We start from the raw sequence: 15,208 nt of genomic DNA on the forward strand, positions 1-15,208 counted from the left end.
CAACGAATGGTCAACGGTTTCGTTGTGGCGGCATTGCCGTTGGCGTTGCCAACCACTTCACCCTCACCTCGCTTAGGCTCGACTCTCCCGCCAGCGGGAGAGTGCAGTCAACGAATGGTCGACGGTTTCGTTGTGGCGGCCTGCGGTTGGCGTTGCCAACCACTTCACCCTCACCTCGCCTAGGCTCGACTCTCCCGCCAGCGGGAGAGTGCAGTCAACTAATCGAGGACGTCGTCTCGTAGTTGCTCGTTGCCGTTCGGTGTGACCAGGGCGTTAACGATCTGTGGGTCCGTTTGGTTCTTCAAGAAATGGCTGCGCCCGTCGATCGTGGCAATGCTGACTCCGGTGGAATGCAGTCCGCCAATCTCTGTCCCATTTGAGCTGTTGATGTTGCCTTGCATGCGAGCAAAGGAGTAATCCTCGGGCTCGGTCCAAGATCCGATTGTCGCCCCCTTGGGCGGAGACGTGGCGACAACCAAAATCGTCTGGGATGGCAGATCCGACATCGTGTCCAGGTCCAGTTTGCCTTTGTGAGGGAACACGGTTTGCGGGCCGGTCACCAAGAAGAAACCTGTTTGCTCGTACATCGCCGCGTTGGATTGAATGGAGGGGTGGCGGTAGACGTCGGGCATCGCAAGGGCTGCAGTGAGGTTGGTGGCTGAATCCCAGGGTTCCTTTAGGTTAAACTGTTCATACAGCACCTCTTGGCCAATGAATGGCAGGATCAGGACACGCCACGAATGCAGCGGTTGGCCAGTTGAATCGTAGGTGGTCGCAGGCGGGTAACTTTTGTGTTTTTTGTAGTACGCGTTCAGGCCGTCGGCAATTTTTTCCAGGTTGGTCGACTCTGTGCGTCGCAATCTGGTTTCATTGATTCGGCTTAGGCCGGTGCCGCCGTAACGGATCACCGCTGCGGTTCCGGCGACCAGCACGATTAGCAGCATGCCTGCGATGGCAAAGCGAAAGATGGTCTTTTGTGAAACCTGCTTGGCCGCAGTCGTATCGGCTTGAGCTTGGATTTGGTCAAAGTCAGGTAATTGGATGGGTGAATTGCAGGAAAAGCATTCACCGGATTGGCCACTATACTGATCCTCAACTTCGGTCTGTGAGTTGCAATAAGGGCAGGTGAATAGGTAAGGCATTGCAGCGGTCAATCAATTCGGTCTGAAACGTTGCCAGTTGTGTTTTACGTGTTGGTTTAGTTTAGCGTGTTTTAGGAGCGAGTGCAGTGAAGGTGGTCTTACAGCGTGTCAGTGAAGCGAGTGTGCGTGTCGATGGCCAGGTCGTTGGCCAAGTTGGCCAGGGGTTGCTAGCGCTGGTGGGGATTGGACACGGCGATAGTCTTGAGACCGTGCGCTGGATGGTGCAAAAGACCAGCCAGTTGCGGATTTTTGAAGATGACGCCGGCAAAATGAATCGCTCGGTGCTCGATGTCGGCGGTGGTGTGCTGGCGATCAGTCAGTTCACTCTCTATGCCGACTGTCGCAAAGGCCGCCGGCCAGCGTTCACCGATGCAGCCGCGCCGGATCATGCGAAGCAGCTTTACGGTCAATACGTGCAATTGCTTGGCGAGGCTGGCGTGCACGAGGTCCAGGCTGGAATCTTCGCCGCCGACATGAAGGTGTCGCTGGTCAATGATGGCCCGGTGACAATCATTCTGGAGCAAGATCCACGCGATTGAGCGAAACGCTGTGACGCGAGTCGGGCAAAGCGGGCAGGGCAAAGCGGGCAGGGCAGTTGCCCGTTGGTTCAACTGTCGCGCTGTGCCTAGCGTTGTTGTTTTTTGGAGGTGCTGGCCCAATTAAAGTCCAGCCGATTCCAGTTTGGGTTTTCAGCTGGCTGGGTGGGTTCGTCAGCTTGCTGCATCCACCAGGGCCGCGTTAAATCGTACTGGGCGCGTTGCCGTAACCGTGACGCGATTTCATTGTCGCTCCAGGCAACATAGATCAGCGCAAATAGCAGTGAATAGATGAAGGCATTCGAGGTCGCGTTGCCTCCAAAGAACTTGAGCGCCGTGCCGAACGATTTCTTGGCGCGGATTTTTCCCAGGCCCAGTTCTAGCGCCCAAATCTCGTCGAGTGTCAGGTGGACAATGAAACCAAGTGTGACCGCCATCGCTTTGTAAGCTCTTTCGCCGTTGCTCATGCACGGCATCACCAGGTACCAACCCAGTCCAGCGATCAGAGCTGCGGGAAGACTGTGCCACATCCCACGGTGCACCGTGAAGCGTTTGAAGAATTCAAACACGCCGAATCGGATCACGACGTAGATCAACATCGCGGCTAACGCCATTGACTCATGTGACATGCCGAGGTCGCGAAAACGATTGAGCATCACAATCGGCGTGACGGCCGCGGCAAACATGCTGATCTCGCGCAGTGGTTTGCCGCCGTCTGAATCCAAGTCAGGCAGCATGCCAGCAACGGACATCAACCCACCGGCCAGGATGCCGGTTTCAATTGACATGCCCTGTGTGGCAACGCCCCAGTATCCATAGGCAATGCCAGCAATCGTGCTGGCGCTGATATGGGTTTTGAAGTCGGCCACGGATGGTGTTGGGGCTAATGGGATTGAGTTGCTTGGCAAGGTCTGCATGCTGCAGTCAGAGACGTCCGTGTTGTTGTTTAGCACGACCGGGCGGTTCAGCACAAGATCGAAATTTCGCTTCTTCAGGCTGTTGTCGCTTGGCCGGTCAGATCTGTGATTTTTGTCTCGCGTTGCAGTACTGCTAGAATCCCAGAGTCTGTATGTTCGGCGATGAATCGATGTGCCACGAACGAGATTGCTTGAATGGATTGGATGGAATCGCTAGCGGTTTACGACTACTTGATGCTAGGCGTCTTGGCTGTGGCGACCATTTTCGGCGGCATCAAGGGCGTGATTTGGCAGGTCGCGTCGATCGCGTCGCTGGTCGCTAGCAGCGTCGTCGCCATTCGCTATTCGGGCCGACTGAGTGAATCCATTCGTGCCGAGCCACCATGGGATCGCTATCTGGCGACGTTCATTTTGTTTGTGGCGACATCGTTTGTCATTTGGGCGATGTTCATGACGCTGAGAGCTCAGATCGAGCGTTGGAGGATGAAGTCCTTTGATCGTCAGATCGGCGCTTTGGTTGGGTTGCTGCAAGGTGTTTTCGTTTGCATCTTGATCACGTTGTTTTCGGTCACGTTGTTGGGTGACGATGTGCGTGAGTCGATCGTCGCCAGTCCTAGTGGTCGGCTGATCGCGACGATTCTTCATCGCAATCAGCAGGTCTTGCCGCCCGGGCTGCAGGAAGTCCTGGAGCCATCGCTGGAGAAGCTTCAGCCAGAACAGTCCTGAGATCAAACCCGAACAGTCCTGAGATCAGAAAGTGCCGTATTTGCGGCGTTTTCGCTGTCTCAATACAACATAAGAGTGATTATCGGACGTTGCGTTTAGGGCCAAACTGCCTTGTTTGGGCTCGATTGCCTGCCCGATTTGGCTTGTCGGTTGCCTTGGAAACGCCACTGGCAGCGACAGCATCGGTTGGCTGAATCACGGTGCGGCATCGAGTCATGATGCAAGAGATTCAACGCGTCAAGCGTTGCCTGGATTCAGGCGTTGATCGGTTGTCGACAACCAAGGGCTTGGTTGTTGACGGCGCCAATTGATACGCCACTTGAAACCTTTGAAACGCCAGTTGAAGCCTTCCAGTTGATACGCCAATCGAAGCGGCAGCGTGCCGCTTGAAGAGATGGGTGCATTGCCTGCGTCTGTCGCGGGCGTTATTCGGCTTGCTCGATGAATTCGCCGATGCGGCGAAACTTGTCGTAGCGATTGTCTAGCAGCTGATCCATTGGCTGATGTTCCAGTTCAGCCAGGCATTTGGACAGATAGGTTTTCATCCGGGCGGCCATTTGGTGATGGTCGCGATGAGCTCCGCCAAGCGGTTCGTCCAGCACGTCATCGACGACGCCAAGGCGTTTCAGGTTATCGCTGGTGAACTTTAGCGCCGCGGCTGCTTTGGGGGCGTGTTCGTGGCTTTTCCAGAGAATCCCAGCACAGCCTTCGGGGCTGATCACGCTGTAGTACGCGTGCTGCATGATGGCCACTTTGTCACCAACGCCGATCCCGATTGCGCCACCTGAGCCGCCTTCGCCAATGACCACGCAGATGATGGGTGTCTTGAGTTGGCTCATCAGGAACAAGCTTTCGGCGATCACTTGTGCTTGGCCGCGTTCTTCAGCACCGACACCGGGATAGGCACCGGGAGTGTCGATGAAGCAAACCAGCGGCAGTTTGTACTTCTCGGCCATCTTCATTTTGGCCATGGCTTTGCGATAGCCTTCGGGGTGAGCGCAGCCAAAGTGGCATGCGGCGCGTTCTTTGAACGTGCGTCCTTTCTGGTGGCCGATGACCATCACTTTGAAGCGATCAAGCTTTGCGAACCCGGTGAGGATTGCTCGGTCGTCGCCGTAGTGTTTGTCGCCATGTAATTCAACGAAGTCGTCGAAGGCCAGGTTGAGGTAGTCTTTGGTATAGGGCCGGTTCTTGTGTCGTGCTACTTGGACGGTCTGCCATGGATCGAGCGAGCTGTAGACGTCGCGCAGTTTTTGAGTCAGCTCTAGACGCAGCGATCGCAGTTCGTCATCCGCAGGTGTGGTGCGGTCGGTTTGACGTTGCAGGGTATTGATGCGGCTTTCCAGATCGGCGATTTCAACTTCAAAGTCGAGTCCTGGTCCTGCCATGGTTTGATATCCTAGAGAGAGAGTTGTGTGGTGGTGCGATGTCTGATTGAGCGGTCTGATGTCGGGCGATGCCCAATCATTCCGCGTCGTCGAAATCGTTCATGGATCCGGCGGCGGGTTTGCGGATCATGTCGTCAGCGCCGCGAATACCGGGCATGTCATCAAAGACACTGATTTCCGGTTTGCGTGGTCGTTTGTTCCATAGTTCGATGGTGCGAATCTCTTTTAGGAAGTCCCAGAGCGATTGGGGGCGCTGAGCGGGATTCTTCGCCATCATCCGTTTCGTCAAATCCGCGAACTCTTTGGTCACGTTATTGTTGTACGGGATCGGGCTGGGAATGAACGCTTGCAAGTGCTTGTTCAGCAAGTCGTTGGGCGTGTCCCCGGTGTATGGCGGCTTGCCGGTTGCCAGTTCAAACAGGACACAGCCAAAGGAATAGATGTCCGTCCGTTCGTCGCAAACTTTCTTGCGAATCTGTTCGGGGGCCATGTAGCTTCGTGTGCCCTTGGCCATCGGCGGCCGGTGCATCAATTTGCTGAGCCCGGTTTTCTTCTTTTCTGAAATGGTAAAGTCAATCAGTTTGACTTCGCCCTCGCGACTGACCAGAAAGTTGTCTGGTTTGATATCCAGGTGAATCCAGTTTCGCGTGTGCATGTAGTACAGGCCTTCGGCAGCCTGAATGATGATCTCACGCAGCATGAATGCCAGCGAGTCTGGGCCTCGGCGGAGCGCCTGTTTGGCGTTCAGTTCACTGAACAGTTCCATGACCAGAAAGGGGCGATCGTTGGCAACGCGATGTTCCAAGACCTTGATGATTCGCGGGCTGCTCTGCATGTCTTGCCCGACGGTGAACTCATGCTTTAGCGAGGCGACTTCTTTGCGGTCGTTGCTAGCGGATTCTTTCAGGATCTTCAGCGCATAGCGGACCTGTTCGTGTTCTTCGATCGCTTCCCAGACTTCGGAAGTGGAGCCGGCGCGAATCAGACGAGTCAATCGATAGGGGCCGAAAAAGTCGCGAGTTCTCGTCATCGGTAGCCGTCTGATTAGGACTGAGTGGGTGAACGCCGTTCGATCGGCAGCGGGGCGTCTTTGAGACCTATTTTGCCGGTCACCATGATAGTTCAGATTGCAGGTGCTGGGGAAGGTCTGCTGGCGGGAATGCGTCAGGTTCGGTGTGTGGCCGCCAAATGTTCGTAGAGAGCCCGAATCTGTTCGGTCATGTACTGGTGTCGGAATTGCTTTTCGAAACGCCTCTGCCCTTCTCTGCCGAGTCGCTGTCGCTTTTCGCTGTCATTGATCAAGTCAATCAGGGCTGCCGAAAGCTGCTGGCAGTCTCTTGCTGGGATCAGCTTGCCGGTGACATCGCTGATCACCACTTCGCGGGCTCCATCAACGTCATAGCTGACCGCTGGTTTGCCGGCAATCAATGCTTGCGGCAAGGCTCGCGCGAGGCCTTCACGCAGCGATGTATGGACTAGGATGTCCATCGCCCCAATCATTTCACAGACTTGGTGTGGCGGCAGCAAGCCAGCAAAGATAAAACGCTCTCGCAGTCCCAGTGACTCCAATCGCTGTTCCAGTTCATGACGCAAGATGCCATCGCCGACCAGCAGGAAACGTGTCTGCGGGCATTGCTTGACAACGTCCACCGCGGACGTGATTAAGTCGTCGTGTCCCTTTAAGTGAAAGAGTCGGGCGATCTTGCCAACGACGACTTCATCAGGCTGGATTCCAAACGACTCACGGACGCGCTGGCGATGCTGATCCGCGTTCAAGAACGGGTCCACTTCCATGCCGCTAGAGATGGTCGTGAACTTTGTTGCTGGCGCGACCTTGGTGGAGACCATCAGGTCTGTCATCGCATCGGCGACGCTGATCATGTGATGGCAATGCCCGGCCGCAAACCGCTCGCAGCGGCGAAAGAATTCACGAGCCGGTTTGGGCTGAAAGTCATGGAACGGCGCACCGTGAATCGTGTGCACGACCACGGGGACCTTTAATGACCAAGCGGCGATGCGACCCAGTAAGCCGGCTTTGGCGCTATGCGTGTGAACAACATCCGGTCGATAGTCGCGGATGATTTGTTTCAGAGCACGGTAGGCTTTCCAATCATTCAGCGGATGAATGTTGCGCCGCAGAGAGTCAACCTGGCGAATCTCGAACTGCCCTCCCCTGCTCTGTTCAGGCAGTTCATTGACGCCTTCGGTGTACCCGGATCGAGACAGTAAATCGCCTTCGGGGCCGAGGGATGGTCCAGTGACCAGCAGGCAGTCGTCGCCAAAGTCACGCACCAAGTCCAGGCAATTGAACAGAGTGTTTTCCTGCGCACCCCCAATGATCATTCGGGTGATCAGATGAGCAATGCGCACGATGGGATCCTGGGTTGCAGGTAGCGGGACAACTAGTTGTTGAGATGCTTGTCGAAGAAGGCGTCAATGTCGCTGACGACTTGTTCGATCCAGTCGTCACGATTCCAATGGCCGTGCGTAGCATCTTGGTGAACAACGATTTGATTGGCAATTCCCAATTCGGTCATCTTGGTGCGACTGAGGGCATTTCTCTCTGGCGTGTCTTTGCTGCCCGAGAGAAAAATCGTTGGCGGCATGTTGCTGTCAATCTGTTGGTGTGCATCCGCGAGGCGGTAAAGTTCGGGCTTTTCCGGCAGCGTTCCGTTCAGCCATAGAAACGCGTTTGAGACCGGCGGTTTGGCCGACTGGCTGCGCTCGGCCACGCTGCCAGAGGTTGTTTGTAACGGGCCCGCCAGAACAGCGGCAGCTGCTAGATGGCTGTTGGCTTGCTGATGCTGGCTGTGCCGCAGTTTGGGGTTTTGGCTACCCGAAGCCATCAGTCCCACCAGATGTCCGCCCGCCGAACCGCCAACGGCCGCAATGCGATTTGGGTCAATGCCCAGTTGTTTGGCATGTTGACGAAGGTAAATCGTTGCGGCATTGCAGTCTTGAATGCCGGCCGGGAAGAACGCTTCGCGAGCGAGTCGGTATTCGATCGCGGCGACCACGTAGCCTCGTTTGGCAAAGTGAACGGCCAGAGCACGGAACTTGTTCTTGTCACCGTTCTTCCAACCGCCGCCATGGACGACCACAATCGCTGGCTTGACGCTCGGGCCCTCCGTCGGTGTGAACAAGTCCATCAACAGTTTTCGCGATCCATCGGTGTGATAGACTTGATTGAATTTTGCGTTGATGTTTTTAGGAATACGGGTCGACGTCGCACGGTCCGAATCGTCATCGGTAGCCCGGTTAGGCACCACGCCGTAAGCGTTCACTGGCACGCTGTACAGACCGCCAAAGGTGCTTAGATAAAGTTTTTCCGTCACAGCGCCAGCGATGATGGCATTGATGGGGCGTTCTGGAGGTGTAATGGTCTGGATCTCGGTGCCCGTGGGATCGTAGACGTGGACGGCCTTTGCGGCAGTGACATACACATTGCCTGCTCGATCCACACACATGCCATCCCCGCGGAATCCGTCTGCCGTTTCGGGCAACTGAGCAAAGTCTTTCGCCGCTTGATCGGCAGCGGCACTGGTTGTTAGATCGATGCAATAGAGTTTGCCTGACTTGGCGGAGGAAACATAAAGCGTTTGTCCCGATGGCGAGAGAGCGATGCCGTTGGGAGTGACCAAGCCGGTGGCAATGTCTTGTGTGGTTCCGTCTGGTAAGACCTTGCGAACCAAGCCCTTCCCGGTCACGGTGACGAACACGTTGCCGTTGCAATCGACTGTCAGATCATTTGGGCGTTCTGTTTTTTCAAACTGAGCCAGTGTCTGGGGAGGACCGGATTGGCCAAGCACACAGATTCGCGCGCCGGGATTGTCAGCGAAGTACAGCTTGCCGAGTTGAAAGGAAGTCCCGCTGATCGCGATGCCTTTTAAACGCTCGACGACTTTGGCTTTGGGATTGCGCAAATTAAAGACAAGCAGTTTCTTGCCTTTGACATCCGGCACGAACAATCGGCTTTGCCCATCCCAGGAGGCACCGTCGGCAAGTTCAAAGTCGGTCGAAACGGGTTGGATCGGAGCATCATCCGGCAGCAAGGATGGCCCGTCAGCAGCCAAGCTAGCAGAGGCAAACAGAGTGGCAAAAAGGGCGGCAAACAGAGAACCGGCAGCAAGGCGACAGCAGACACGCATTGGAAACGTCCCGATGGCAGGGGGGGAGGGAAGCGATTGGGGAGCCGATATCATAGTCCCCCGAGCACGATTGTGTGAATCGCTGACCGCAGGGCCCAGATCAGCGCTGGCGGCGGTTTGTACCCGTTTCAAGACGCGAGAGCGTGCCGCTGGCGGTCGGTTGAGGATTGCCAGATCCGGGTTGCACTGGTGGCGTTCTGTTGCGCTGTTGGTGCGTGGGCGTGGAAACGACACCCGGTCAACGTGATCTCTTTGGTCGAAATTGCTGGCGGTTGGTGCCGCAGTTCGATCGCCGCGTTGGGGAAACGGAAAGGCGATTCGGATCAACGTGATCAGACGGCAGAGAGTGCCGTCCGCAAAAGACTGGCTACCGGATCGGTAGCCAGATGATGGTTGCCATCAATTAGGCGGTGCCAAATTCAACGCGACGAGGTTCCAGTTGGTTCTTCAGTCGGTTGACGATGCTGGTATGCATTTGGCTGACGCGAGACTCCGACAGGTCCAATGTGGCACCGATCTCCTTCATCGTCAGTTCTTCATAGTAGTAAAGAATGATGATCAGGCGTTCGTTGCGATTGAGGCCTTTGGTGACCAGACGCATCAAGTCGTTCTTTTGAACGCGTCGAGTTGGGTCTTCGCCTTTTTTGTCTTCAAGGATGTCGATTTCGCGAACATCCTTGTAGCTATCGGTCTCGTACCACTTTTTGTTCAGTGAGACGACACCGACGGCATTGGCGTCGGATTCCATCTTTTCGACTTCAGCGATGGAAAGCTCCATGTGCTCGGCCAGTTCCTGAACGGTGGCTGGGCGACCATGTCTGGTTTCCAATTGCTTCTTGGCGACGGCTAACTTGCTGGCTTTGCTACGAACCAGACGCGGTACCCAGTCCATGGTGCGAAGTTCGTCCAGCATGGCACCACGGATCCGTGGCACGCAGTAGGTTTCAAACTTAACACCACGTTCCATGTCGTAGGCATCAATGGCATCCATTAAGCCAAAGATGCCGGCACTGATCAGGTCATCAAGCTCAACGCCATCGGGCAATCGTTGCCAGATGCGTTCGCCGTTGTAACGAACCAGGGGCATGTAGCGTTCAACCAATCGGTTGCGCAGAGGTTCGTAGTTATCCGCATCCTTAGGGGTTTGTTTGATTTGTTTCCAAACCTCTAGGATTTCATCGTCTGTTGAAACTGCGGCTGGCATCCAATCCTCCGTGAACTTCAATTCTGCGCCAGCGACTTCCCGTCGCTTTGATCCAGTTGTGGCGTTGTGATCGAACCACTAACACAGTCAGCTTCCTTGCTAACAGGTAAGTGGAAACGATCAAAGGTCAGCCGCGTCTAAAATGATTGATGTTGCCAAAGGCAGCGTTCAATCATTCTGATTGCCTCAAACACGGTTCCCTATTCGTCGAAAACAGACTCTGAAAAAAACGCTCAAGTGCTTTTCTGTCAGTTCGTTATTCGACTTACTCCTTATCGGTTGCTCAGTGAGAACAACTTAAATGTTTTTTTCAAGCTGCTTCTAACTGAGTGATTTGGTGTGCGGCAGGTAATAACTTGTGGCCAAGTTTTTCACTGCTCGCCACAGCAATATCATCCGGCACGTTTTGGCCGTAAGTGATGTAGCTGATCGGTAGTTGTCCCTGTTGTTGCCAGCGGTCATTGTTTTCCGCCGCAATGGCTGCAACTGCACCTGCGGTGTAGGGGGTTTCATCCAGCTTTGTCAAGATCGCTGCGTTGGGTCGCGTGACGCGAAAACCTTCAATCACAGATTTGACAACTGCATAGGTGCTGGTGGCGCTAATGACCAAGTGTGTTTCATCAATCGGGACACTGCTCAGCATCTGGCTTAACTCGCCAAGACGACTGTCACCCGATGGGCTACGTCCAACGGAGTCGATCAGGACTAAATCGACGTTCCCGAGCTGGGCGATGGAGTCGCTTAAGTCCGTTGATGAACGAGCGACATGCATTGGTAATCGCATCAGTTCAGCGTAGGCTTGCAACTGATCGACCGCTGCGATGCGAAACGTGTCCAGTGTCAGCAGGCCGACTTTGCAGCCTTGTTGGATCCCGAAGCCCGCGGCAAGTTTAGCGATGGTCGTGGTTTTTCCGACGCCCGTGGGACCCACCAACGCGACGGTGCGTTTAGTGCCAGGGGATGCCTGGATGGGACCACTGAAGCTTAATTCACGGGTGATGGCCAGTTCTAGCTGTTGTCGATATTGATCGAGACCGGCCAGGCTGCCACGGGTGTCCGTTGTTCCAGCCATGAACGCGTTGGCGGATTGAAGCCAGCGTTTGGTGACTTGGGCTGGGATGCCACATTGATCGAGCGTGCGCTGCAACATCATCAACGGTTCGGCTGATGTGGGAGCGTTTGACGCGACCAGGCCGGGGATGCGTGTGCTGGCACTCGAATCTGCGTCGTGAATTCTATAGCGTCCGCGAGGAGCGGTTGCCAGTGAATCAATCGCTGAATTCGCCTCGTGTGCCGCCAGCAAGTTTGGCTGGCTGCTCTCACTTGACTCACTGCTCGCAGCCTCGGTTGCGACGGCTTCGACTTCCACGTAACTGCGTCCCAACCAACCCATCCATCCGTCGCGTCGCTGTCGCGTTCGCAGGACGGACGCCTCAGGACCTAGCTGCGCGCGGATTTCGTCTAACGCGGCTTGTAGGTTTGCGGCTCGAAAGGTTTTGATTTGCATCAGGAACAGAAAGGCTGTCAGGTGTGGTGAAGGAGGGTGACTTAGGCGGCGTTGGTCTTTGTGGCGGGGGTGGTCCCTGTGGTGGTGGTGAAGGTGCTGGCCGTGAGGCTCGCGTCGCGGTGACTTGTCGCTGGCAGTGGCGAAACCACTGTCGGGGCCAGAGTTGTGTTGTGGTCGATCTCGGTGGTTGCCAAAAAGGGAACGTTGATCTCGGCAGCTTCCATCGCAACCTTGGCGTAACGTCGCAGTTGTGGTGGGACAACAACAACCGGCGGATAACCGTTTCTGATCAGTTCTTTAACCCCTTGACGAATCGCATTGCAAGTGACGTCTGGCACTTTGTTCCAGACAGGCAAGAATTGTTTTCGTAAGCTCGGTAAATCGGTGTGCTGCGACTGTGAAACATTGCTCGCATGAAACTCGTTCACGCTGTTTTGCCACTGCATCAGGATGCTGTCGCTAGGGACCACAGCGTGCAATTTGCCCGCGCTGTCTTTCAGTGGTGCGCTGATCGTGCGAGCCAGTCGACCGCGGATCGCTTCAATGTGAATGCCCGTGTCACTGCTCTTCTCCGCCGCCGCGCCCATGGCTTCTAAGATGATTCCCAGTTGGCGAATCGGTATGCCTTCACGTAACAAGCCTTGCAAGACACGTTGAATGTCGGCGATCGCGATCCGGTTGGGGATCAGGTTGTCGATCAGCGCTGGAGCCACCTGGCGAAGCTCTTCAATCAAGTGCTGAGTGGCATCGTGTGAGAGCAGCTCATCGGCGTGCGTTTTCGCGGTGGCTTCTAAGTGGGTCGCTAAAAAGCCTGCGGCAGTTTGAGTTTTGTAACCATAGATCAACGCCTGCTCGCGCTGTTCGGGATCGATCCAGACGGCCGAGGTGCCGATCGTTGGCAAGGTGGCTGGTTCCCCAGGCAGGGTGCCGGTGGTGGGTTGTTCGGCGAACGCATACAGTTTGTCAACGTGCAAGGTGCCGCGAGCAACGAAGTCACCAAACAAACGCAGTTCGTATTCTTGGGAACCCAGTGTTGCATCGTCACGCACGCGAACCTTGGGCAGCACAATGCCGACCTCGGCAGCCATTTGATTTCGTAGGCTAGCGATACGCTGCATCAGGTCACCGCCCCGACTGGGGTCGGCCAGTGGCAATAGTCCCAGCCCAATGGCGACTTCAAACGGGTCCACGCTCAGGAAGTCTTCCACTCGCTTTTGCGTGCCAGCCTGAGCTTCTTTAATGGATTGTTGTTGTGCCAGCTGTTGTTCCTGTTCCGCTTGCTGTTGTTGTTGCCGGTACAGATTCCAGGCAATCGTCAAGCAAACAGCGCTAAGCAAGATCAAGGGCATTCGAGGCAGACCGGTCAGGGTCAACGCCAACAGAAAGATGCCCGTTAGAACCAGCGACTGATAATTCCCCAGCAACTGGGTGACCACGTTGTCCGAAAGGTTGCTGCGCCGTGTCCCGCGAGTGACCAAAATGCCAGCCGCCAAGGAGATCAGCAAGGAAGGGATTTGACTGACCAAGCCATCACCAATGGTCAGCTTGGTCAGTGTGGAGGTCGCATCAGCGAATGGCATCCCAAAGACCACCACGCCCAGGTACAGACCACCGATCAGGTTGATGGCGGTGATGATCAGGCCCGCGATTGCATCGCCACGAACAAACTTCCCTGCCCCGTCCATCGCCGCGTAAAAGTCTGCTTCGGCGATCAGGTTTTCCCGTTTCTCAGCAGCCTCTTGAGCATCAATCTTGCCGCCGTTGAGATCCGCTTCGATGGCTGATTGTCGCCCCGGCATCCCGTCGAGCGCGAAGCGGGCCGCCACTTCGCTGATCCGAGTGGCTCCCTTGGTGATGACAACAAACTGAACGACGATCAAAATGGCAAAAATGACCAGCCCGACTTCGATCTGATTGCCGGCAACGAATTGCCCAAAGACTCGGATCACGTCGCCAGCTGCGCTTGGGCCATCGGTTACCGCGTTGGTCAGAATCAGTCGCGTCGTGGCAATGTTTAACACTAAACGCGACAGCGTGGTTGCCAGCAGAATGGTGGGAAACACGCTGAATTCCAACGGCGTGCTGATGCGCAGTGCCGTGACGAAAATGATCACCGCCAGGGCTAGATTGCCCGCCAGCAACATGTCCATCGCTACCGGTGGCAGCGGCATGAGGATCACCGCCAGGCACAATAACAGCCCAACGGGGAGCAACCACGGACGTGTACGTTCCAACCAAGCCACAGTTGGCGTGTTCCAAAAAGGTGGGCGAAGCGGCCACTTCCCTGTGGCTCTGCGGCGAAGGTAAACAATTGTTCCCGCTGGAATCCAGATGATTCATGAAGACTTTACCGAGAACCTGAGTTTCACGCCGTGAAACAACGCCACCTGGCGTGTTGACGCCAGTCCATTGGCACTGGATCGATCGATGCCAGCTACTCTGCAGTTTCACCCAACAATCACAATCACCTCAAATCTGAACGCTCGCTGCATCAAGCTGGGAACGCTATGCTTTTCAGCACGTGCAAACCACTTCTCATTGTGATTCAGGATGCTTAGAAATGACTGCTCCGGAAACCTTGCAGTTCGAAAACGAGACGCTGATTCTGATTGACCAGACACTTCTGCCGCAGGAGTTAACTTACTTTCACTGCCAGAGCGTCGCTCAAACATTTGATGCCATCAAGCGTTTGGTTGTGCGAGGTGCGCCAGCGATCGGGATCGCCGCAGCCTACGGAGTCTGTCTGACCGCTCCGTCATCAGACCAAGGTCATCAGGCTGCGTATCAACCAGGAGCCAGTCAAGCGGATTACTTGGCCGCGATTGATTATTTGGCGACCAGTCGGCCGACGGCGGTGAATCTGTTTTGGGCGCTCGACCGAATGCGTGAGATTGTGGAGACGACGGCGTTGCCGCAACTGCGCGAGACCTTGCTGAGCGAGGCGCGAGCCATTCACGAGCACGATCGCACCATGTGTCACGCGATAGGACGTCATGGAGCCGGCTTGTTACAAGAGTCGCGATCCATCTTGACGCACTGCAATGCGGGAGGCTTAGCCACTTCCACTTGGGGCACCGCATTGGCTCCCATTTACTGCTTGCAAGAACAAGGTCGCAAGCCCAAGGTTTTCGCCGATGAGACGCGTCCCTTGTTGCAAGGTGGTCGGCTGACAGCTTGGGAGCTCTCCCAAGCAGGTGTGGATGTGACCGTGATCACCGATTCGATGGCTGGGTCGTTGATGCGTCTTGGAAAAATCGACGCGGTGATCGTGGGCGCCGATCGAATCAGCGCCAGCGGTGACGTGGCCAATAAAATTGGCACCTACCCAGTCGCTGTGCTGGCCAAGCATCACGGTTTGCCTTTTTATGTTGCCGCGCCAACCAATACCTTTGATCTGAAATTGATGTCTGGAGATGACATCCCGATCGAGCAGCGAGACCGGGATGAGGTTGCAGCACCTTATGGGATCAAGATTGTTCCCGATCAGGCCAGCGTGCTGAACCCGGCGTTTGATGTCACTCCGGCTAGTTATGTCGATGCGATCATTACAGAGCAAGGCATCATTGCTGAGCCCAATGCCGAAAAAATCGCGGAGCACTTTGCGTCCGCGTCGGCCAACTAGCCGCCCGCTTGTGGCGGC

13 protein-coding genes are annotated in these 15,208 nt (G+C 55.5%); 4 read left to right on the top strand and 9 right to left on the bottom strand.

What is annotated here, in order from left to right; genetic code table 11:
* Positions 1–183 (top strand): hypothetical protein (locus tag SV7mr_RS25060; RefSeq protein ID WP_419188082.1); only part of this gene is annotated, 183 nt, incomplete at its 5' end.
* A gap of 35 nt (positions 184–218) precedes the next feature.
* Here the strand turns inward: SV7mr_RS25060 and SV7mr_RS04430 are convergent.
* The gene (locus SV7mr_RS04430; RefSeq protein ID WP_145269585.1) at positions 219–1,142 is read right to left on the bottom strand and encodes a DUF1559 family PulG-like putative transporter; all 924 of its coding nucleotides are present in this window, start codon (positions 1,140–1,142) and stop codon (positions 219–221) included.
* Positions 1,143–1,228: 86 nt separating this feature from the next.
* Between SV7mr_RS04430 and dtd the strand changes: the two genes are divergently transcribed.
* Positions 1,229–1,681, top strand: coding sequence for a D-aminoacyl-tRNA deacylase (dtd, locus tag SV7mr_RS04435; RefSeq protein ID WP_145269588.1), 453 nt, complete (start codon positions 1,229–1,231; stop codon positions 1,679–1,681).
* Positions 1,682–1,767: 86 nt separating this feature from the next.
* Here the strand turns inward: dtd and SV7mr_RS04440 are convergent, their stop codons facing one another.
* Positions 1,768–2,547, bottom strand: a complete 780-nt coding sequence (locus tag SV7mr_RS04440; RefSeq protein WP_419188083.1) for a metal-dependent hydrolase — start codon at positions 2,545–2,547, stop codon at positions 1,768–1,770.
* A gap of 243 nt (positions 2,548–2,790) precedes the next feature.
* Here SV7mr_RS04440 and SV7mr_RS04445 point away from each other — a divergent pair, with 243 nt between their 5' ends.
* Positions 2,791–3,321, top strand: coding sequence for a CvpA family protein (locus SV7mr_RS04445; protein ID WP_145269590.1), 531 nt, complete (start codon positions 2,791–2,793; stop codon positions 3,319–3,321).
* A 425-nt stretch (positions 3,322–3,746) separates the two neighbouring features.
* Here the strand turns inward: SV7mr_RS04445 and SV7mr_RS04450 are convergent, their stop codons facing one another.
* The 7 genes from SV7mr_RS04450 to SV7mr_RS04480 form a co-directional block, all read right to left on the bottom strand.
* Positions 3,747–4,709 (bottom strand): acetyl-CoA carboxylase carboxyltransferase subunit alpha, encoded by a 963-nt coding sequence (locus SV7mr_RS04450; RefSeq protein ID WP_145269592.1) that lies wholly within the window; start codon positions 4,707–4,709, stop codon positions 3,747–3,749.
* A gap of 76 nt (positions 4,710–4,785) precedes the next feature.
* Positions 4,786–5,739 carry a serine/threonine-protein kinase gene (locus SV7mr_RS04455; RefSeq protein WP_145269594.1) on the bottom strand — a complete coding sequence of 318 codons (954 nt, stop codon included), beginning with the start codon at positions 5,737–5,739 and terminating at the stop codon, positions 4,786–4,788.
* 134 nt (positions 5,740–5,873) lie between these two features.
* Complete coding sequence (locus SV7mr_RS04460) at positions 5,874–7,079, bottom strand: glycosyltransferase family 4 protein (RefSeq protein ID WP_145269596.1); 1,206 nt, start codon at positions 7,077–7,079, stop codon at positions 5,874–5,876.
* Between the two features lie 32 nt (positions 7,080–7,111).
* The gene (locus SV7mr_RS04465; RefSeq protein ID WP_419188084.1) at positions 7,112–8,857 is read right to left on the bottom strand and encodes an SMP-30/gluconolactonase/LRE family protein; all 1,746 of its coding nucleotides are present in this window, start codon (positions 8,855–8,857) and stop codon (positions 7,112–7,114) included.
* A 403-nt stretch (positions 8,858–9,260) separates the two neighbouring features.
* A complete protein-coding gene (locus tag SV7mr_RS04470) occupies positions 9,261–10,061 on the bottom strand; it encodes a FliA/WhiG family RNA polymerase sigma factor (RefSeq protein WP_419188085.1) in 801 nt (266 codons plus the stop codon).
* A gap of 310 nt (positions 10,062–10,371) precedes the next feature.
* A complete protein-coding gene (gene flhF, locus SV7mr_RS04475; RefSeq protein WP_145269602.1) occupies positions 10,372–11,568 on the bottom strand; it encodes a flagellar biosynthesis GTPase FlhF in 1,197 nt (398 codons plus the stop codon).
* 41 nt (positions 11,569–11,609) lie between these two features.
* Positions 11,610–13,811 (bottom strand): flagellar biosynthesis protein FlhA, encoded by a 2,202-nt coding sequence (locus tag SV7mr_RS04480; RefSeq protein WP_145269604.1) that lies wholly within the window; start codon positions 13,809–13,811, stop codon positions 11,610–11,612.
* Between the two features lie 317 nt (positions 13,812–14,128).
* Between SV7mr_RS04480 and mtnA the strand changes: the two genes are divergently transcribed.
* The gene (gene mtnA / locus SV7mr_RS04485; RefSeq protein ID WP_145269606.1) at positions 14,129–15,190 is read left to right on the top strand and encodes an S-methyl-5-thioribose-1-phosphate isomerase; all 1,062 of its coding nucleotides are present in this window, start codon (positions 14,129–14,131) and stop codon (positions 15,188–15,190) included.
* Positions 15,191–15,208: the final 18 nt, after the last annotated feature.

The sequence above is a fragment of the Stieleria bergensis genome (assembly GCA_007745635.1).
Classification (GTDB): domain Bacteria; phylum Planctomycetota; class Planctomycetia; order Pirellulales; family Pirellulaceae; genus Stieleria; species Stieleria bergensis.